15 protein-coding genes are annotated in these 21956 nt (G+C 46.1%); 7 read left to right on the top strand and 8 right to left on the bottom strand.

What is annotated here, in order from left to right; all coding sequences use genetic code 11:
- Positions 1–227: 227 nt before the first annotated feature.
- From MYF79_RS21140 to MYF79_RS21130, 3 genes are all read left to right on the top strand, one after another.
- A complete protein-coding gene (locus MYF79_RS21140) occupies positions 228–917 on the top strand; it encodes a hypothetical protein (protein WP_247809831.1) in 690 nt (229 codons plus the stop codon).
- A gap of 5 nt (positions 918–922) precedes the next feature.
- Positions 923–1294 carry a hypothetical protein gene (locus MYF79_RS21135; protein ID WP_247809830.1) on the top strand — a complete coding sequence of 124 codons (372 nt, stop codon included), beginning with the start codon at positions 923–925 and terminating at the stop codon, positions 1292–1294.
- Between the two features lie 458 nt (positions 1295–1752).
- Positions 1753–2394 carry a hypothetical protein gene (locus MYF79_RS21130; protein WP_247809829.1) on the top strand — a complete coding sequence of 214 codons (642 nt, stop codon included), beginning with the start codon at positions 1753–1755 and terminating at the stop codon, positions 2392–2394.
- A gap of 312 nt (positions 2395–2706) precedes the next feature.
- Here MYF79_RS21130 and MYF79_RS21125 read toward each other — a convergent pair whose 3' ends face one another.
- The 4 genes from MYF79_RS21125 to MYF79_RS21115 all read right to left on the bottom strand — a co-directional run bounded on the left by MYF79_RS21125 (position 2707) and on the right by MYF79_RS21115 (position 10495).
- Positions 2707–7584, bottom strand: a complete 4878-nt coding sequence (locus MYF79_RS21125) for a PKD domain-containing protein (protein WP_247809828.1) — start codon at positions 7582–7584, stop codon at positions 2707–2709.
- Positions 7585–8058: 474 nt separating this feature from the next.
- Complete coding sequence (locus MYF79_RS32440; protein WP_262915990.1) at positions 8059–8193, bottom strand: hypothetical protein; 135 nt, start codon at positions 8191–8193, stop codon at positions 8059–8061.
- A gap of 210 nt (positions 8194–8403) precedes the next feature.
- Entirely contained in the window at positions 8404–9615 is a 1212-nt protein-coding gene (locus tag MYF79_RS21120) for an alpha/beta hydrolase-fold protein (RefSeq protein WP_247809827.1), read from the bottom strand.
- 292 nt (positions 9616–9907) lie between these two features.
- A complete protein-coding gene (locus MYF79_RS21115) occupies positions 9908–10495 on the bottom strand; it encodes a DinB family protein (protein ID WP_247809826.1) in 588 nt (195 codons plus the stop codon).
- Between the two features lie 215 nt (positions 10496–10710).
- Here MYF79_RS21115 and MYF79_RS21110 point away from each other — a divergent pair, with 215 nt between their 5' ends.
- Complete coding sequence (locus tag MYF79_RS21110) at positions 10711–10908, top strand: hypothetical protein (protein ID WP_247809825.1); 198 nt, start codon at positions 10711–10713, stop codon at positions 10906–10908.
- A gap of 91 nt (positions 10909–10999) precedes the next feature.
- Here the strand turns inward: MYF79_RS21110 and MYF79_RS21105 are convergent, their stop codons facing one another.
- The gene (locus MYF79_RS21105) at positions 11000–11224 is read right to left on the bottom strand and encodes a hypothetical protein (RefSeq protein ID WP_247809824.1); all 225 of its coding nucleotides are present in this window, start codon (positions 11222–11224) and stop codon (positions 11000–11002) included.
- 137 nt (positions 11225–11361) lie between these two features.
- Here MYF79_RS21105 and MYF79_RS21100 point away from each other — a divergent pair, with 137 nt between their 5' ends.
- From MYF79_RS21100 to MYF79_RS21090, 3 genes are all read left to right on the top strand, one after another.
- Entirely contained in the window at positions 11362–13779 is a 2418-nt protein-coding gene (locus MYF79_RS21100) for a DUF1963 domain-containing protein (RefSeq protein WP_247809823.1), read from the top strand.
- A gap of 319 nt (positions 13780–14098) precedes the next feature.
- A complete protein-coding gene (locus MYF79_RS21095) occupies positions 14099–14515 on the top strand; it encodes a hypothetical protein (RefSeq protein WP_247809347.1) in 417 nt (138 codons plus the stop codon).
- 23 nt (positions 14516–14538) lie between these two features.
- Positions 14539–15450 carry an IS3 family transposase gene (locus MYF79_RS21090; RefSeq protein WP_247809346.1) on the top strand — a complete coding sequence of 304 codons (912 nt, stop codon included), beginning with the start codon at positions 14539–14541 and terminating at the stop codon, positions 15448–15450.
- A gap of 159 nt (positions 15451–15609) precedes the next feature.
- Here MYF79_RS21090 and MYF79_RS21085 read toward each other — a convergent pair whose 3' ends face one another.
- From MYF79_RS21085 to MYF79_RS21075, 3 genes are all read right to left on the bottom strand, one after another.
- Positions 15610–16581 (bottom strand): ion channel, encoded by a 972-nt coding sequence (locus tag MYF79_RS21085; protein ID WP_247809822.1) that lies wholly within the window; start codon positions 16579–16581, stop codon positions 15610–15612.
- Between the two features lie 175 nt (positions 16582–16756).
- Positions 16757–17551, bottom strand: a complete 795-nt coding sequence (locus MYF79_RS21080; RefSeq protein WP_247809821.1) for an MOSC domain-containing protein — start codon at positions 17549–17551, stop codon at positions 16757–16759.
- 123 nt (positions 17552–17674) lie between these two features.
- Positions 17675–21763, bottom strand: coding sequence for a T9SS type A sorting domain-containing protein (locus MYF79_RS21075; protein WP_247809820.1), 4089 nt, complete (start codon positions 21761–21763; stop codon positions 17675–17677).
- Positions 21764–21956: the final 193 nt, after the last annotated feature.

Below are 21956 nucleotides of genomic sequence, written 5' to 3'. Positions count from 1 at the left end.
TTAATGGGCAAGAAAGGAGTTATTAGATAAAAGGAGAAGGTAATAGTTATACTGCGGAGTTTTGGGAATATGACTCTAGGATTGGAAGGAGATGGAATCTTGATCCGAAACCTAATATTTCTTTCAGCCCATATTCGGCATTTGAGAATGGTCCTATACTGTTTTCTGATCCGCATGGTGATACCACAACAATTGTTGATCGGAATAATCGAGTCCTTCATGTTAACATGAAAGATAAGGGTAGAGATATTGTTCGGGTAAAGAGTGTAGATTATAATAATTGGAAAGGTTTTTTAGAAGATAAGAAGTCTGATAAATCAATTTTGGAAAGGATGGGGCGTAAGAGTGGAGTAAAAATTGGAGAAACCCTCCTAGGGTTTGATTTTATGAATACGGATGATGTAACGGGTACCTTTACAACGCCCGCATATGGTGAACGTATTGATAATCATATACCTTCGCAATTGTCAAAAGATGGTTATAATATCAATTTGAAGGCGATACTCAATGGGCAACAATTGCTTAATAAACTAAATCGGGAATTTGTTTATAAGATGACTGCATGGGAGCCAGGCGCTGCAATGCTTATGGATTTGGCTAAATATTCTGCTAATGGCGAGATATTAGATATCAAAGTGAGTTTCGGCATGAATAAATACAGCGGAGTATCTTATGTAAATAACACATATACCAGCTTGCGAGTACTTGGCAATGTGCTATTTGGTATGAATATACATTCTGCTGGTCCTCCCACTTTTGGCAGGGATTTTAACTACAAGGTGGTTATGCGGAAGGCGGGTAAGTATAATCAGAGTCAGAACCATGGAAATGGTTATAACGCAGGATGGCCATTTTACGGTGAACATACTTTGTCAGCTAGCGCAATATTTTTTGGTTATTATGGTTATAGACCTTAGAAATTATGAAAGCAAATTTTTATTTTTCTTGTTTTTTTGTTATTCTGCTAACTAGTTGTAACTTTTTTATCGATGCTGATCAGAAGCCAGATTATAATAAAAGAATTGTAATTAAGAATATCAGTTTAGATGCAAAGTCAGAAGTTGAAATATACCACTATAGTTTAATCACGGGCTTTTCTCCTTGCTTTATTGATTTGAAAACTGATAAAACCCACAAATTGATTTGTGAATCGAGTTATATTAGTGATATGAGGGTAGCAGGAGATACACTAATCATTTCCCTTTGGAAGAATCATTATCATAAGCTAGATACAGTTGGTATGAATGGGTTAAAAATTGTGATAGATACAAGCGGACATCAGCCAAATTGGTAGAAGTAGTATATTTTGGTCAACTAATAATAGATAGGAAACTAGTTTATAAAAGTAAAATTATTGATTAGGTTCCTCACGATAATGAGAGCTCATAACTAAATGATTTTTTTGAGTCTTTTATATAATAAATAATAACGTCCAGCTAACGTTGGACGTTGTTATTTATGGTAAGCATGTCTAGCTTTAGCATCGCGGAGGAACGGCGGCCGTCTATGAAAAGGGAGATTCTGACGTCAATGGCGGCAAATTGTTAAGGTCAGAGGTACACCTGTATGGTTCCAGTCGTTTAGGCGTTAATTCATTGGTTACCAATTAGGAGGATGCGCAGCCTTCTACTGTTGTAAATTTACGTGGATTAGATTCAGGTTTAAATTAAGTTCATACAAGGCAATAAGGTCTTTGAATTAAGTAACCATTTAGGGAAGGTCGACAAGCGCAGTTTGGGAAAACGTTTCAGAATGCAGTCAATAAAGTTAGCGAAGGAATTGCAGAGAACATTAAAAATGGCATGGATCCCAAGAAGAGTGATTTGGAAAAAGACGCTAATGAACGGGCTGCAAAAGAGCTTGGATCATCAACGATTGAATATAATAATGGAAAGACTAAAGTTAAAGCTAATGGCAGGATTCTCAAATAGGGGTCGAAATGTATGCGTAGTATTTTTGTTCTTACTGTTATCTGCTTGTAAAGAAAACGAAAGAAGTACAAATATTAAATATGAATCATCTAGCCTTTTTAGTGGCTACAGAGACTCTTTGGGAGGGCAATACTTCGATAGGTCAATTCAGCTGCAACCATATGTAGATAGTATCAATAGTATTGATTTTTCTAGTGATACTTTGCATATACCTTATTTCATTTTTGATGAATGCTTTGATCTGCAACCAACATTATGGGAAGATCTTCATTCACCCGTGTCGTTAAGACTGTATATAATTGAAAGAATAAGTAGCATATCTCAAATTGAGAAATTAGTTGTCGGGCTAAAAAATAAAGAGCATTTTAATCCTTGTAAAACAGATTATCGTATTCCCTTTCGGGAAAAGTCTTTCACAGATCTTTTGAAATTAGAAATAGAAAAGTATAAAAGAAGAAACTAGTGTGTTCAATTTAGACTTGGCGTGGCCTGCTGGGTAGTGTTACATAATGTGTGTCAGGTTTTTAAAGATTGAGTTTTAATCGGTCACTAAAAATAACAGATAGTTGAGCCAAGGTCTTTGTCTGAATTGGGGAATCCAGGTTGATGGATATAATGTCATTTTGTTAGCTAAGCCCACCTGTGTAATGTTCTTTTATACTCCTCCGAATAAAGGATCAAAGTTGAATGTGATCCCTAACAATATATTTCGCTCGGTGTTCAACGAGTTTTTGAAATTTGTGATGAAAATATGCTGCTTTGAGAGGCACCGCCACTACCTCACCACCGTCACCACACCCCGGAACAAAAACTTCGTTCCTTCCTCACACTCCGCTTCCATCGCATACACATAAGTTCCAATAGGCGCTACCTGGTTCTTCCAGGTGCCGTCCCAGCCTGCGGTAGGCGTATTGATCTGGAAATGTGACCTTTCATATACCAGGCTGCCCCATCTGTCATAAACGCGCATCCATAATACCTGTTTTATACCACGCCCTAATGGATAGAACCATTCATTCTTTCCATCTTTATTAGGTGTGAAGGCATTCGGCAGGAATACAGCGCCCTTGTTACAGGTGACGTGTACCGTCACTGCATCTATTGCCTTGCAGCCGTAACCGTTCTCTACTTCCACGAAATAATTGGTGGACAGATTAGGCAGGGCTACTGGTCTGGGACAGGTAGTACAACTCAGGTATTCCGGCGGCGACCAGTTCCATTTAACAATATCGGCGCTGCCCTGTACGATCAGCGTTACAGGCTCGCCCGCCATCGCTGTGTGATCTGGTCCTGCGTCTATAGTTGGCGAAGGGCGTACACCTACTATCAGCGATGTGTCATGTGTAAAGCAGCCCTCTGCGTCGTAACCGGTTACCTCATATGTATAGTCGCCTTCTGCGTTGATGCTGGCACGCGGATAGGGGCTAGTGGTATTATCCAGACCATCTCCTTTCCATACATAGTGGTCTGCACCGGTTGCCCATAAAGGCAATATCTGCCCCAGGCACAGTATCGTATCTGGTGTGGCCTGTATCCTGAATGGTTGTACTACGCGGATGCTTACTTCGTCGGTATTCTTACAACCATTGACATCTGTTACGCTTACCTGGTAGTCAGTGCTTGTTTCCGGAGCGGCTACCGGTTCCGGCGCCTGCGGATTGTTCAGGCCCAGGGCTGGTGTCCATTCGTAGATAGTACCACCACCGGCCTTCAGCGTGGTGCTGTTGCCCAGGCATATGAACTCAGCCCCCGCAGTGGCATTGATCAACGGTTTGGGGAGTATATTGATGCTATGACTGGCAGTATCACTACAGCCATCAGTACTGGTAACGATAAGTCCCACTTCTGCAGCGCCGGTCTGGCTGTATACCTGGTCGGCAGGCTGCTGCACGTTGCCGGTGTTGCCATTGCCAAAATCCCATTTCCAGCTGACATCATTCACCTTGCCTACTGTTCCGCTAAAGCTGACCGGCGCATCCTGGCAGGCTTGCGGAGGAGCGCTGATGGTCAATACAGGTTTGGCATAAGCGTGCACCGTTTTGCTGACTGTTTGCGTACAACCGAAAGCCGTGGTCGTGGTAAGGCTGAAATCATATCCCTTTATTTTATCCAGGTAGAAGCGGGGAGTGGCAGTGGTATCATTTTCTGCTGATAAGCCAGCGTCATATGTCCATTTGTATTTTGCTTCCTGTTTCAGCTCGTCAATCGAATAACTGTTGAACTTTGGCGTAAAAGCGATCCAACCCTCATCACACACAAATGTAGGATCAGCAGTTAGTTGCACATCCAGTTTGTCTATTACAATAGGATCTTTCAGGAAGGCAGTGCCTTTACAACCTGCCTGGTCTGAGAGGATGAGCCGGGGCTTGTAAATGCCGGGCTCTTTAAAAGTATGTTTAATAGTAGAATCAGTTGTTTCCAGGACAATACCATCTGTAAAGTCCCAGGCGAAATTGACAGCAGCTGCCGATGCAGATACCTTGAATTCGATCTCTTTTGTTAAACAGCCGCCATTGGAAGAAGTAGCGATAGTGGCATAGGGGCCTTTTACTTCCACTTCCTGCTCGTACTCATCTTCCGTACCGGCATCACCCACCACTTTTAGCTTCACTTTATACTTGCCTGCATAGGTGTAGGTATGGGAAGGATTGTCGATAGTGGCAAAACTGCCATCGCCAAAATCCCAGTAGGAACTGGTATAATTAATGGAAGAATTGGTGAAACGGGCCAGTACCGGCGGACAACCACTATTGTTCACAAACGTGGTGGTTACGGTAAAGTTTGCGCTGACGCTGGATACCTTGATCTGTTTCTGCGCGCTGTCTTTACAGCCGTTGTCATCCTTTACCAGGAGTTTTACGGTGTAGATACCCTTATCGGGATAGACCTTATACGGGCTGTTGTCTGTAGAAGTGGTGTTGTCTCCGAAGTCCCATTCATAAGTAGCATAGCCGCCCGTTTCTGAAGTATAGTTATAGAACCATACATCACCACCGGGAGGGATCAACATGGCACTCGGCATAAAATCAGCATTGGGACCGTTTACCTGCAGTACGTTGCCGCTGGCTGTTCCGGTACAGCCATCCTGGTCTGTAACTGTCAGCTGTGGCATGAAATAACCCGACCTGTTGTATGTGTATTTGAAAGGCGGAGCGGTAAAAACCTTTGCAGGAGTGCCGTCGCCGAAATCCCATGACCAGGTCTTTATCGGCTTTCCATGGGAAACATCTGTCTGGTCGGTGAAGGTCAGTTCAGTTCCACGGCATTCCAGTACATCCGGTGAGAGGAATTTAGCCACTGGCCCGTGTACGTTCACAATAACCCTGTTGCTGGTATCGGGGCATCCCTGTACATTGTATGCCACAAAGCGGATCGTATCCTTGCCGGGTTTCAGGTTGACGAACTTCACGCTCTGGTAGTCGTAATAATAATCCCAGTAGGGTAAAGTGCCGTCTGAAGAATACCAGGTATAGCTACCATAAATGCCTCTTTCAATAGATGTTACGCTGGGCTTGAGCGTTTCATTGCTACACAGCGTTGTTTTGTCTGCCGTAATGGTAACAGGCGTCGGTGCATACACATTAATGCTCATGGAGTCGGTACTGGTACAGGTGCCATCTGTAACGGTCAGCTTTACAAGGTATGCACCCGTTTTATCGTATTTGTGCCTGGCAGGGGTGGTTTTGGCGGTGTAAGTATTCTCCTTTCCATCTCCCCAGTCCCATTTCCACTTTGTAACGGTGCCTAGCGAATGTTCATCAAAGCCGATCTCCGTACGGTGATCGCAGTCAATATTTTGCGCACTGAAGCGTGGGAACGGGTTCACCGCTGTGATATATGCCGTTTTGGTGACTGTCTCACTGCAACCGAAATTGGAAACTGTCAGCGTCACGGTATAGGTACCCGGATCTCTGTAACTATGGACCGTATTGGACCCGGGGGCACTGGTATAGTCGCCGAAGTTCCATGACCAGGCATTGCCAACATCTGTAGTACTATTGAAATGTACCCAGTTATTGCCGCAGATCTGGGGGGCTTCAGGAGATGAGAAATCAGGCTTCGGCTTTCTGCGTACCTCGATAACGGTGCTGGGATACAGGCTCACCGTTCCTTTACAGCCATTTGTTGTAACATAGGTTAGCTTTACCGGGTATGTACCTTCCTTGTTATACGTATGTGTTGGCGTAGCATCGGTCGATCTCGGACTGCCATCACCAAAATCCCATTCATAGCCAACGATGGCGTCGCCGGTACTTACGGAGCTGCTAAAAGTGGGGGTCAGTCCTTCACAACCTTCATTAACGCTCGCATACGCCTGGATCTCCGGTTTTGCTACATACAGGTAATATCCCGCCGTGCTGGAGCAACCGAATGAATTGCTGGCTATCAGTGTTATATTGAAAGTGCCCAGGCTATTGTACGTGACGGATGGATTGGGTTGCGTTGATGACTGCCCGTTACCAAAGTCCCAGCGCCAGCTGGTGGCGCCCTGCGATTTGTCTGTGAACTGCACGGTGGCCGGCACATCGCAGATAGCTTTCTGGTTGGTCTCAAAACTAGCCTGTGGCATTGGGTTTACCACAAAATCCTTTGTCACCGTCTCCTGGCAGGAGCCATAGTCGGCCGTCATGGTCACCTTTACAGTGCCGGCGCCCGCCGGGTAGTAAGAGGCGGTGTTGCCGGAACCATAGACGTAACCTTTGTCAACGCTCCAGGTAATGTTGTTGGGCTGCGGACTGGTCACCGCATTGAAAGTAGCGTTACTGTTCTCACAAGTGCTGGCGGGCAGCTGGAGGTCTGTTTTAAAGTTAGCCACATTGATATCTCCGGAGGTCTGTGTGGCGGTACAACTCTTATCGCTGTTAACAGTGAGGGTTATTTTGTAAACGCCTTTGCTGGTGTAGTTATGCGGACCAGGATTAGCGCCCGTAGCGGTGCCGCCATCGCCAAAATCCCATTTATAGCTCAGGTTACCGGGACCGGTGGATGTATTGGTAACGGTCAATGCCCCGGGCGCAGTGCACAGGAATTTGTCAGATACATTGAAACCCGCATTCAGAGAGGCCGCAGCATCCACAATATTGCCAACCTGTTTGGATGCGGTACAACCGTTACTGGTGGTGACGGTAAGCGTAACGGTGGGCGACAACACATTATTATAGGTATGTACAACAGGATTGCCTGAACCGATAGCGCCATCCCCGAAATCCCAGCTGTAGGTGGCGATGGTACCACTTACGGGATTCGATTTGTCAGTAAAGGTGACGTCAAATGGGATACAGCCCTTCGCAGGGCTGGCGGTAAAATCCGGTTTGGGCTTTTCCCATACGGTCACCGTCTTCGTTGCAGTGCTGGTATTGCCTGCAGCATCCTTCACCGTCAGCGTTACCGTAAAGGTGCCGGCAGTGGTATAGGAGGCACTGGGGCTTTGCTGCGTAGAGGTAAAACCGTTACCGAAATTCCATTGCCAGGAAACAGGGTTACCGGTAGAATTATCATTGAACCTGGTGATCAGGCTTTCACAATCACTTGTCTTGCTGGGGGTGAAGTCGGCTTTTAGCTGTGCATGAACAGAAAAGCTCAGCAAAAGCAGGATGAGAAATACAGCATAGGTGAGAGCAACGGTTGGGGTTGCCCTGGCATTTGAGAACATAATTGAGTGTTGGCGCCGGTAAAGTAACGAAAAATTCTAAATCCCAGTTGTTAACCGAATGTTACAGATCTGGACTAACGGACTACTCCTCTCACAAGATGCAGACATAGTAAGCCCAATCCAATCTCCCTGAGGTATTGCACGTCGAGTGCATACATGAAGGTTACCACCCAGGTGAATATACTTTATTATGTTGTTTTCGTATAATATGAAGACCTGGGAATTGCCGCCAGGATCACACTCATAAGAAAGGAGATTAGCATGAACTAATCAAGTGCCCCTGTGAAGAACGATGCTCAACAGTATGTCTGCTGCCTGGTTCCCTAAAAATAAAAAGAGCATGTATCGGGTCTTTTGATACATGCTCTTTAATCATGATTTTCGCTGATCGTTATTACCCTGTAGTCACTTGGCGCAGCCCGGTAGGATTCAGATCCAACCGGCTTTTAGCATAGTACGGGTATATCAGTAGTATTACAATCCTGTTGTGGTACACCAGAATGTGTTAGGCGGAATGGTAGCAGCCTGCATTTTCTTTTCTGCTGTTTCACTCAGTCTGGCAATTTTCATTTTACTGATGTTCAGTTTCTTTTTGGCTTTCTTTTTCATAAACGGTCATTTAGGAGGAAATAAATGCCTACTCTTTTCTGAAGGTTTTCAGCTATCCCTTGTTGGAAATTGATGGGTTATAAGAAGTTTACGGGTTTAGATTACAGGTCATATACAGGTCTATGGTATTATCCGCGGATAATGGGTCTACCCTAATTTACTGTTTTTTTATAAAATAGTATCGCCCCACTATCTTTTTATACAGCATAATTATCTAGTAGATAATGCAACATGCTGCACCTTTTCCTGGACACGCGGCACAAATTTGACAGCAAGCGATTGCTTCCAGTAACTGACTGCCTTTGCAGAATCGCCTGTTTGCATGTAGTAGTCGCCCATGCTGTCGTAGGTGTTATAACTCTTTGGAAAGTATTCAATATTGAGCTGGAAGAACAGCTGTGATTTTGCATAATTCTTCATGGAGAGATGGTGATAGCCCAGCTGATTAAACTCCCATTCATAGGGACGAACAGGGTATCCCATATCTTTACTGAGTGCTTTATAATGCGCTGTGATCAGCGTTCGCAGGGAATCTGCGTCGGAGTTGTCGGGGTAAAGGTATGTAGGGAACGTATACAGCCGGAAGAAAGATCGCAGGCCATCATACTGGGCAATGAAGGGAATGGAATTATGATAGTCATTGTCATAATACTTATAAGACCAGTTGAGATGATTGCCCGGGTGCGTTTTCAGTTTCTCTGCCAGTTGCAGGATGGCACTTGTATGTATAGAGCCCATTGCATTGTCTCTTCTGACCTGAATGGTGTCCAGGGCCTGGTTCATGGTATGTGCGATGGCCAGGTAGAATCGTTTGTTGCTGAAGTCCTGGTGTTCCAGCAAACTATCCATGGTTGAGAGTATCCGGCTATCGTTCCAGAATATGGTCGGATCGGAAGCGATGTAAGCATTAAACAGATCAGGATGATGTATGAGTGTATTCACCACCATTAATCCTCCCAGAGAGTGCCCCGAAAGCATCTTGAAAGGGGCGGTGGGATACTTGCTGTCAATGTAGGGAAGCAGTTCTTTTTCCAGGAAGGATGTAAACTGTTCACCTCCGCCAGAACCGGGCATTTTCGGATCCGGAGTAGGCGTGAGATCCCGCATACGATTACCATTCGTATTAACGATGCCAACAATGATCATTTGCGGCAGCGCAGTATTGCCATTAAGGCTCAGTTGCTGTATGACGGTCTGCAGTGATGCAAAATGGTCATCTCCATCCAGTACATATAAGACAGGGTAGGAGGGCTTCTCGAAATATGCCGTATCAACATTGGGACTATATATCCAAAGCGGCCTTTTCTCTTTCAGTACAGCAGAGTAGATACTGTCCGGCTGTCCGAAGGAAATGAGTTTTTTCTCCGTCTGGGCTGATATTGCAAGGGGCAGTAGCAGGAGAAGAAAGATCAGTGTTCTCATGACTTTTTTATGCAACAAGGTCGACAGATTCGCGGAATATCTGTTAAATATGTGACATAACTGTGTTTAAATGGGATGAAACATGGCTGCAGTACCCCGGCTGATGCTTCGCAATAAATAATGTTACAGGAATCAGCAAAGGGAGCAGGGAATGCAATGGATTAAGAATATGATAATGCTCATCTTCCAATGCAAACGGATAAGATAACCAGGGCGTATCAAAAAGTAGGATACACCCTGGTTTTATTCGTGTACCTGATTGCGTAGGGTAGTTCTTTAAGCGATGTTCCAATCATTTTTGACTGATCACACGATAGTAAGTAGCCAGATCAGTGGAAGCCAGCTGTGTAAAACCGACCTGGCGCAATATGTTTACCAATTGCCCGCGATGATAGGTAGAATGGTTCATGACGTGACCTACAGTTTGCGCAAACTCCATCCGGCCTTCTCCGCCGCGGGGCCATTTAAAAATAACTTCCTGCAGATAGTATTCTTCAGGACATCCCTCAATAAAATCTTTCAAACCGGCAGATGATTTTCTCCAGATATCTATCAGCTCACTTTTTGTGCCTGTAAATACAGCAGATAAAAAGACCGGATCAGGTTCTTTTTTCCAGTAGTCAATCCAGATCTTTTCTGCGCTGGCAATGTGGAGCGCCGTTTGCCGGATGCTGCCGAAACTACTGCTGACAGATTGCTCCCATTGCTGATCATCTGTTTGTTGCAGCCATCCAATAGCTATGTTATTTGCCCAGATATTATAATCGGCCAATGCCAGGAAATATCTGCTGAAATAAGCACCGGTGTCATTACTTTCCGATGCAGACATTTGCGTAGACGCTGTACCTTTTGGTAACACTCCTTTCATGATCTTTTCCATAAGATTAAATTATTACTCAAAGGTAGATGTGAGGGCCGGCGGCAGATGATAGGCAGGCGTTCAAAAAGTATCGGTAAAGGTTCAATTTGTTAAACCGGTATTGTTCATGCCCTGTTCTGGCGTCTAAAATTGATAAGGTAAACTATGGCTCAAGACAGGCTGCGTTTTTCATTATCAGGCCATATGATCCTAATTTCGGTTTTTCTGCCAACAACGTGGCAAAGACAGTAGGTAGATACAATAATGATTTTGATAATTCTACTGTAACAACCTACGAATATATTTACGACGACGATAGCTACCCGGTTACCAGGAAAGATAGTACACAGGTAATACGCGGCGGTCTGGTATGCGGAGCTTACCATGATTCTTTCAGGTATCGCTATATGATAAGGCAGGCCAAACCTTATTAGAAACAAAAGCGCCGGAGATCATCGCTCCGGCGTTTTGCATTTTAGCCTCAGCAATAATTGCCGGCATTGTAAATGTCATTTATAGATCATCTTACAGGAAACGGAACACCTGTTTCCTGTAATCCTCAAAATCACGTTCATTGGAGATAGTCTGGAATTTTTCCCGTTTGCCGCTACTGTTTTCCCTCATCAGTATTACATCCATACCTCCCACTATCGTCCGTTTCGCTTTCTCAAATATCAGCTCCAGCTCCTGACGGTCCTCCACTGACTGCAACTCTTCTATGCGATTCACTACAATTACAAAATCTTCCATTTCATTTATTTGAGGCAAAAATAAAATAATATATCAGATTTCAGCACAGGCTCAAAACGGCTGATCTGGTCTTTTTTGTAGCATATTCATTCAAAAAATAGTATACTTGATGCCGGTATTTACAAATGATCCGCCCTATGCAATCAACGATAACCGATAAATGCAGCCTTAGTTTTCCGTCCATATATGAGCATATCCTGACCTTCGGGCAAAGCATCACGGCCGAGCACAGGGAGGGCGATAAATGTTTGTCCTATGTCTCCATCAGTATGGAGGAGCTCAGCTTCTATGATTACTATGAAGGCAATGACCTTACTGCACGCTTTCGGGAAAGCTGTCTCGAAGAGCGTGGTACCGTTGAGGTAATAGCTGATAGAACGCTGCCGGTTGCAGGGCGCAAGTCCGATATCAGGACGGCACAATCCCCGGAAGGAATTTTCTATTATTTTGGCCTGGTACCAGTCAGCGATGAATATGGATATATCATTACCGCCGATTGTACTGTTGCCTCCCGTGAATTTTATGAACCCCTGTTTGAGCAGATCTGGCAAAGCCTCCAATACTTTGACGAACCTGCCAGGACTCCTGCGAAAGGTGCTGCTACAGATATTACCTCCCCGGAATACCGGGTGAATACAGATAATGCAGAAAATGACGGAGAGAATATTCCTGCTGAAGGCGGGGAGTACTGGCTGATCGGCCCGCATACATTTACACTGAACGCCGAAAGCCGGGCGTACATCTCTGAAGGAGGCGGTGAACTGTATGTCAGAATTGAAGGACAGGCGCCTGACTATATGGATCCGCAGGAAAGTGATATCATCAATAGTTATAGCGGCAAGAGGGTATACCTTGAGTTCTATTTCAGGGGGATCTATCAATCGGGTATACCTACCGGCAAATTCCATTTTGAGCAGGAAAGGAACAACACCACCCTGACCTATGTCTGGAAAGGCGGGTTTCAATACTCTCAGGAACTTACGGCAGATGTCGTCCTGGAAAACGGGTGGCTGTTCATCATTGGACATTTTAACAAATATCCGGTGAAGGTGGCCGCAAGCCTGCGTATAGACAATCTCTCCTGGGAGCACTACCGCTTCCTGAGCCCGGAAGAGCTGCGTACGGCCGACCCCGGAATTGTACATCGCCTCTCGCTTACTGACCCTGACCCCGGTATATTGGAAGCGCTCATTCATCCACTCACCCGGTTGCAAGTATTGTCAATTGATTTTCGGGATAATAAACAGGCAGCTGGTTTTAAGGAAGTGCCCCGGACAATCCGCCGGCTGACGGAATTGAAAGACCTCTCGCTGACCGGTGTAATTGCATTGGATAGGCTGCCGGATTGGCTGGGTGACCTGAAAAAGCTGGAAACCATCCGCCTGGCCGATAGCAGGGTAGAAAGTATTCCTCCTGCCATATGGCAACTGCCTGTATTAAAGAAACTTTATCTCGGCAACAACCAGCTGCAATCCGTTCATCCCACCCTGGCAGAGAGCCTGGAAACATTGGTGCTGGAGAACAACAGGCTTATTTCAGTGCCGGAACAGGTAGCCCGGCTCCGGTACCTGAATATTGAAAACAACCCGCTGCAACACCTGCCTGCAGGAGTGGAAAACATCCCTCAACTGAACCTGGAACTGGCAAAGAAAATGTCGCTGCTCGATTATAGCTACAAAGGCGCAGATGGTCGGGGAACCATTCCATATGATGATAGCCGTTTCTATGCGAGATATGACCCGGCCTTACTGCAATTGCTGGAAGACGGGATCAGGGCCGCAGGCTTGGACAGGTTCAGGGATGGCCTGGCCAGGTATACCCGCAGATCAATAGCCCTGGAAACAACAGTAGAAGATACTTATACCGAAAAGGGGAACCATCGTTTCGGTGGTTTGCCCGACCTGCCCCCGGGGCTGAGTTATCCTTCTTTCATCGACGCTTATGCACAGGAAAGAGGGCTGCAGTTCATTGCCCAGATCAATTGTGCCGCCATTGCGCCGCTGCAGGATTACCTGCCGCGGACCGGCATGCTTTATTTCTTTGTCCGGGACCTGCAGGATCAGGAGGAGATGGGGCCGGAAGTACTTTATTATGATGGTGATATCAGCCAGCTGCAATCAGCAAAAGACCTGGATATAGAACCGGCATTCATCTATGATGATCAGGGTATATACAGGCCTTTCCGGGTTAAGGCCGGGAAATACCCTGATATACCTGTTATGTACAATACCCGCATGCGCTATCCGGCACTTGCAGATATGGAAGATATGTACGAAGAGACCGAAAAACTGAAAAACGGATTTAAAGCCTCTTCTGTCAATCCAATGCATAGTATGAACTCCCACGTCTTCAAGCAGCATGATACGCCGGAAATGGAGGCCGCAAATGCGAAAAAAGGCAAGCCGGAGGAATGGATGGTGCTCCTGAGGGTTGGCTCAGATAATAATCCGGGTTTTCAGTTCTGGGATGCCGGTGAAATTTACTTTGTGATCCATAAAAGTGACCTGGAAAAGAAGGATTTCTCCAATGTGTATTGTGGACTGGAGAGCAGTTGATGAGGTAATAATCCGTATTGGCAGTGCACAGGTACGAAGAGGGATCGCCAAAAAGAAGGTCAGGCAGCAAAAAATAGCCGTGTAAGCTTAATTTGCGTACCTGCAAAGTCAATCCTGAACACCACCATGGAAACTGTAAAGTTTTTCAGGACTAAGACAACATTCGTATACCGTCTTGATACCGCTTTTATACCGCTTTTATACCGCTAATCTTACGTTAATACTACGTTCACGAACGTAAGATTAACGTAAGATTAGCGGTATAAAAGCGGTATCTGTCAGGTCCTGAAATAGGTTTACACCTTAAAAAGTGTAAAACATGCAAAATTCAAACAATCAGAACAAAGGTGGACGCAAGGGACGCCTGGGACCACAGTTCCAATATGAGCAGTCGTTCATGAACAAAGTCGTAGCCGATTACATGGCCGGAGACCAAAGCATGAGCCAGGTCGCAGCTCGTTATAAGATCACTAAACCACAAATAGCTTATTGGTACTCTCTTTTTTCTTCCGAACTTAGGCAAACGACTTTGGAAAAACCCATAATATCTACGGCCATGACAGAACAGGAAAAAAAGGAGTTTGATGCTTTAAGAAAGCAAAATGAAGAACTCCGTAAAAAGCTGGAACATGCCAATTTAAAGGCATTTGCTTTTCAGACAATGATCGAAGTTGCTGAAGAACAATTTAATATTGAGATCCAAAAAAAGCCTGGTACCAAGCCGTCTGCAGAGTAAAAGAACATTATCCGGACAAGGATTTGGGTAATGTTTGCGGACTGTTTGGTAAAAGCAGACAAGCTTTTTATAAGCGGAAAAACAGCGATCATCAATTTGGCCTGGAAATGGCCATCGTTCTTGACAAAGCGGAGCAAATCAGAGCTTCACAAAAGCGACTGGGCGCCAGAAAACTTCATAGAATGCTTTCACAAACTCTTCAACATCATAAAATTAAATTAGGCAGGGATCGATTTTTCAATCTGTTGGCTGAAAATGGAATGCTTGTCCGTAAAAGAAAACGTAAGAAAATACGGACTACCGATTCTAATCATCCCTTCAAAAAATATCCTAATCTGATTAAAGAGCTGAAGCTTAGTCAGGCTAACCAGGTGTGGGTTAGTGATATTACTTACCTTCCTTTGGTAGGCTCCCGGTTCTGTTATTTGAGCCTGATAACTGATGCTTATTCAAGAAAAATCGTCGGTTATTGCTTACATCCATCACTGGAGGCCGAAGGGCCTATTGAGGCCTTAAAAATGGCTTTATCGGATATAAAGAATCCCATCAAATATAGCCTGATTCACCACTCTGACAGAGGGTCACAATATTGTAGTAAAAACTACATAGAATTACTTAATGATAGTCACGTCGGCATTAGTATGGCCGAGAAGGGCAACCCGTATGAAAATGCCATTGCTGAGCGAGTAAATGGAATATTAAAGTTAGAATTTGGCCTGGACCGGTTATTTAAAAACTATGAAGCCGCGGCTGCTATAGTAGCAGAGACTATCCGCATCTACAATGAACAAAGGCCTCATACAAGCTGCGACTATCTGACTCCGAATCAGGCACATACAAAACAAGGGGAATTAGTAAGGAGATGGCGAACCAAGAAAAAAGATGGTCCAAAATCAGGATTAACAGCAGATACTGTCAACCTGATCCAGGACTAAAATCTAAAGAAAACAACCTTTTTAGGATTATCTTTTAATATTGTAAAATTCAAACGGATTATCTCACCAAAAGTGTAAACCTATACCAGGATAAGACAATCAAGACGGGGAAAAAGCGGCAAAAAACGGATTTATAGTGGTGCAAAATTGCATCGCCTGTCATCCCAGGCGCTCTGCCTCTTTTTTTACATCGGCCGGAACGGTCATATTCAGTTTCTGTAGCTCCAGGACCGTTGTATTACCTGTTTCGCGGTACATAGGCACAAAGCGCCGGTTGAACTGTATTTCCTCCCATGTATAGGAGGTCCGCTTCAGCACAAAGTTGGAAAACACATCGTCAAATCCTCTCACCAGCACATAGATCTCTACATCCGCTGTTTTGATATCTTCTTCATTTAAACCCAGCAGAGGGCTGTTCTCGTCAATGGGATGCACCACCGTCCAGTTCATGGGCAGGTTCTGGATATGGCTACGTTCCAGTGTCAGTTCGAAGAACCGGTATAGTGGCTTATCATCCTCCTGTACCAGCAGCGCTATATTAGCCCTGACTTCCACATCGGTAAGCGTGTGCATATCCTTGAAGGACGCAAAGCGGAACATCAGGCCTGTTTTGTCTTTGTAGGGGGCTATCACCGCATGGTCGCTGAATTTCAGGAAAGCTTTCGGCTTGGAAAAACGGCCATAGATCAAACCCGTGAAAACGGCCAGGTACAGGAAGCCGTTCAACGCCTCGATGGATGCTACCAGGTTGACGCCGTCGCCGATAGGGTTCACGCGGCCGTAACCCACCGTGGTAAAGGTCTCCGTACTGAAAAAATAGACCTCCTTGAACACCTGCCATTTCGATGTGCCCATTATACCCTGAAATTCATTCGCACCAATTGCCAGGTAGATAAGCGTATAGCCCAGGTTAATAGACACGAAAAAGATGATGATGGCACAGAAAAATTTCCAGGCGGGCAGGTTGAGCAGGGTATGGTAGATGCTCATCCGTTCCCAGACCGGCAGCCCTTCCTTCCGCAGGTTAAATGTGCCGTCCCGGTTTATAAAACGGCCTACATAACTGTTGGAATTGTTGCCAAAACCAGTATCGTTATTGATCCTGGAAAATGGATTAATGCGTAAAGCCATATAAGCAAAATCTTTATATGGCAAAACTAAGGCTTAGAATTGATTCTCAAACAAGCGGTCTGCATTTTATGCAGTAGCCGACTTGTCAAAAATGCCCTTGCCGGTAGTAAAATAGGAAAAGAGGCTTTTCTGGATCCAATGTGTCCAGCCTTTCGGGAAAGGGATGTTCTTGCGACTATGGCAAAGTGATCATATCTCCCACCCGGATAGTGCCACTTCCGTTAAACAAGAGGTTCTGGCCAAAATATATTTTCTGATCTTTTGCACGGTAGGTACTAAGTGTTTTCAGCGGTTCTTTTGCCTTAACACCGCTTTCCTGGTCGATAGTCGTAATGACGCAGCGCGCGCAGGGTTTAACACCGAAGAACTGTACATCTCCAATACTGAATTGTTTCATGTTGTCTTCCTGGAATGGAGTACCTCCTGTAAATACGATATTCGGTCTGAAACGATTCATCGGCAGCGGAGACGCCAGCCTGCTATTCAGATCATCAAGAGAAGCCTGGCCAATGATCAGCAGGGGATAACCATCAGAAAAACTGGTGACCTCTTTATTGTGGGCATAGGCGGCGTCTACGGTCCTTTGCGTACTGTCGGGCATGTATACCAATCTGCAGGACCTCTCCAGCTGACGGCTAAACCAGGCATCTGCTTCGTCACTTACGCGCTGACCTATACAATTGTCATTCCATACAGATACCATGATGCTTGTTGTTGTCAGCGGCGCAAAAGGGATCATGATAAGATCTCCTGTTTTTTTATTGGTGATGCGCAGGTGTTCCTCCCCGAGGCTGACCTGCAACAATGCCATGGCAGGTACTTCCCGCTGAGAGAGAAAACGGTTGTTCTCATCTGTCAGCATCCATCTTCTGTCGTATGTAAAACCACGATCTGTAAGCCGGGCTTCCCGCAGGGAAAATCCTCCTAATGATTTAACAGGATAAATATATAAATCGCTAACTGTAAGCATAGGCCTAAAGGTACAAAAAAATCATGCGATGGTTGGAGTAGCATAAATGCAGCAATGCATCTGAAGACAGGCAGACCTATGCCTGCCTCCGGATGCATTGCTGTATCACAGGCGTACGCCAGCTTATCTTGATATAATAAATCTTACATCCCTGCTTTCGCTTTGTGTAATCACCCTCAGAATGAAGATGCCGGTAGCAGTACCGTCCACCGTAAATGAGTCGTTCACTTCAAGCGTAGGCGCATATTGCCGCTTCTCAGCCATCACGCCGTTCAGGTCATAGACATACACGATCATCTGTTGTTTCCTGTTCAGTTTAATATTGTAATTAAAATGCCCGTCGTTAGGGTTCGGAGACAGCAGAACGGTATCTATTACGTGTACGGGTTGCGTATAGGCCGGGCCGGCTGAAGGGTCATAGGCGCCTATCTGAAGCTCTTTGCGTAAGGTATAGGAGCATTGTCCGAACATCGCATTCATCTCCACCCAATAGGTTCCCGGATTATTAAACCTGATGAGCGGTACATCGCCCTGCATGCCCAGGTACACGGCGTCCGGATGGAAAGTCCATTTAACGTCGTCCGGCGCAGGCAGGCAGATCTCACGAACGGCCAGGGTATCGCGGGCGTTCATCCGGCTGGATAAAAGGAAATTCACTTCCGGCTGCACATTGCTTTTGGCGATGCTTACCTGCTGCATCTGCGTACATTGGTGCGCATCCTGTACATCAATGCGGTAGCTGCCGGGGGCGAGACCTTTAAAGTTGCCGGCAGGCAGCCAGCTGCTCTGGTCCAAAGCATATTGGTAGGGCGGGGTACCGCCGCTAACTGTACTGGTAATGCTACCATCGCTGAGACCATCACAGATGGCCGGTGCATCAATGTTGAGCACCAGTTGCGTTGGTTGCGTTATGCTAAAGGTGGCGCTTTGTTTACAGCCCTTGCTGTCGGTAATTTCCAGCGGATAATCTCCCGCGGGCAGGTTCTTCGCCTGGCTATCTGCTGTAATGGTTTTCCAGTGATAGGTATATTGGCCGGAACCACCGCTGGTATTCACTGCGATGGCCCCGTCAGATAAACCGAAGCAGCTGACAGGACTGATATCTGCTGTTATCCCGATCGGTTCAAAAGCTGCCGTGAGTGTAATGTCAATGCTGTTCATACAACCTGCTGCATCCTGTACGGCCACTTTGTAATCGCCCGCTACCAGCTTGCTGAAAGTAGCATCGCTTTGCCATGGCCCATCGTTCAATGAATAAGTATAGGGTTGATTGCCTCCGGTGGCTTGCAGTGTGATCTGCCCTGCAGGATCTGCACCGCAACCGTTGTGTGTTTTGCTAAGCACTTTCAGCGAGATAGTGCTGGCAGGAGCTGTGAAATTCACCTGCTGACTGCTTACACAATTCCGGTCGTCTTTTACCTGTACCGTATGCATGCCGGCCCTGATACTTTCAATGTGTGCATTGGCGCCATAGCTGCCATTATCTATGGCATATAAATAGCCCTGGTAGCCGGCGCCATTGCCACCGGCAGCTGTAATATCGATATAGCCGTTATTACCACCTGCACAGCCTACATTGTACCCGTGGTAATCTGAAAGCTGATAGGTAAAGCTCAGAGGCTGGTCTGGCAGTATAACTGTGTAGCTTTTCTCCGCGTCGACGGTGCAACCGTGCGCGTCTGTCAGCCTGAGTTTATAAACGCCAGATCGTGTAATGGCAGTACCAGGTGTAAAGGTTTGATAAGTGTTACCATTGTCGGTAGACCATTCATACAGATAAGCAGGCGTGCCACCAGCGCCGCTCATGCTGATATGTGCGCCATCTGCGAGGCAAACGGCATCCTGTACCTGTACGCTGGTGATCTTCAATTCAGTAAGCGCGGGTATTGTACTTTCTGCAGAAGTGACACTGCACCCCGTCGCTTTATTATCAGTAAGGATTAGGCGATAGGAACCTGCATCCAGCGCATCGATCCTGGTATCTGTACCGTACCAGATGGCGCCGTCTGTCCATATGCCGTTTTTCAGCTGTTGCCAGCGATAGTTATAATTGCCGGAGCCCCCGTTCACATCGGCGCTGATAAGCGCATCTGCCTGACCATAGCAGCTGAGGGGTGTTGTGGATAGCTGTACGTTCAATGCTGCGCGCTGATACACAGTGGCGGCTAATGCAACTGCATCGCTGCAGGTGTTGTCCTGGTTGCTGACAGTAACCGTATAAGCACCTGCGCCAAGACCTGTGAAAAGACCGGTGGTGTTGCTGATACCGTTCAATGTGTACTGATATTGGCCCGTACCCCCACTCGCCGTGAATTGCAGGCGTCCGTCATTGCCGCCGGAACAACTAACAGAGTCGGAGGAGGAGAGTGCTACTCCTAAAGGAGATAGTGCCCGTAAAGTAACAGTACTGTCCCAGCCCGTACAAAGAGGCGCATCGCTGTTCATAATTACCGCGCGATAGGTGCCGCCCGGCAGGTCTGTGAAGGTATAGGTACCCGTATTATTCAGCACGCCTGATGTCTTTACGACCGAGCCATTCTGGTAAAGTTGAAATTCGTAATTGCCGGTGGCAGCCGCGGCCATGGAGATAGCGCCATTGCCCGGTGAGGTGCAGGTAGGATCATTACTGACCAGGTTACCACTTACCCTGACAGGTTCCTGCAACACGATATTTACCGGTGGTGCGCTGTTGGTACATTGGGCATTTCTTACAATTGCCTGGTAGGTACCTGCGGGCAGGTGCTCCCATAGTATGCTTTTGTTGACACCTTCCTCCTGTGCGCGCACAACGGTACTACCGGAGCGCAGCTCAAAGTAATACGCCGCATTTGTATCTGCACCGTCGGCGCTGATACTGATGGCGCCATCACTGCCACCATAGCAGCTGATGTTTTTATGCTGGCTGGTGTTTTCTGCAGCTGTTAAGGGAGCGTATTCCTCTATAGTAATGTAATAGGGCGTCATACAGCTACCGGTCGTTTCGCCGGGATTGAATACCCAGAGTGTGTAAGTGCCTTTGGGAACATTGTCGATAGTAATGCTGCCAGACACCGGAACTGCGCCATTGCTTTGGGCCAGCAGGTCGCCACAGTTAGACCCCGGGTTAGACAGATCAGGGTCACAGGGTGTTGAGACAATCCCTTTCCTGAGGGTCCAGCGTATGCTACTGAAACCTGTATGGATAGCGGAACCAGGTATCGTAATGGTGCCTCCGCCTTCGTTATAGCAGCCGGTTGTTTTGAAGATCTGGTTAGTTTCTACAGTTGGAGGTGCAGGCGATATTTCGATAGCATCTGAAGGTTGTGACCAGCGGGAATAGAGCACCGTAGCGCCATGGTTGTACACCGCTTTCTGCCTGTGCCGGAACCATACGTTTCGTTTGGTATTCGCTACCTCCGGGATCGCCTGAGCGGGTGTAATGGTAAATCCATCACCATACCGGTCAGATACGGAATCTATGGCTTTCCATCCTGTACTGAGGTCCGGACCAACATTGTATTCCAGTACATAATAACCCTCGTAATAATCGTTGTTTTCGGGGTTGGTCATGTTATCGCCGATCGAGACAAGGCGTAGTTTTGAACTGGCACAAACAGACCTTTCTCCTGTATAATTTTTCAGGTTCCAGGGTGGCACCATCAGATAATAGAACTGTATATTGATCGGATCATCGGTACGCATGCCTGTACTGGTATGGTAGTTATCCAGCGGATAAAATGGAACGCCCAGGCCCATTGTTGGCTGCGACAATACCTCCTGTGTGACAGGATAGAGCTCATTGATATATTCCAGGGTAACGGTCTCATAAATGTAAGAACTGTAGTCATACACCTCATATATCATCCAGGGTGGATTCACAACGACGGTGTCCATGTAATACAACCATTCTGTAGGCTCCTGGTGAATGGGAGTGGCTACGAATTTCGGACCGTACAGCGTGTATGGCCAGGTGGCAAAGGTATTACCAAGATGGTTGTTGTTTACCGGGTCAATGGCAATGTACATGCGCGCCGGTTCAGTAGGGTGCCATATCTGCGCCGATACCCTGATATTCATCAGCAGGAAAAACAGCACATATAAGATGCGTTTCCGGTTGATGGATATCGGAACATGGTTGCTGTACATAAAGCGTACAGGTGTCAGTATGGCTGGCTGGATTACGCACAAAGCAGTTTGCAGCGTTGGTCGAACGCTTCTGTTATTTCTAGGCATAGGTCAACGGGGGATTGTTCCCTTGAAGTATAAATATATGTTATATGTGATAATATTAAAACAAGATAACTGCCAAAGCGGGGGTTAAGTTTTTGGGAATTAATTACAATGCTGGAAATCAGGAATATCCGCGTTCCTGTACACAATGCGGATCCTTGCTTTGCAGAGAATGTCTTGATAAATCAAAGGCCCC

The organism is Chitinophaga filiformis, from assembly GCF_023100805.1.
GTDB lineage: Bacteria > Bacteroidota > Bacteroidia > Chitinophagales > Chitinophagaceae > Chitinophaga > Chitinophaga filiformis_B.
Note: the sequence above shows the minus strand (reverse complement) of the source record. Positions and strands in the feature narration are given on the sequence as shown.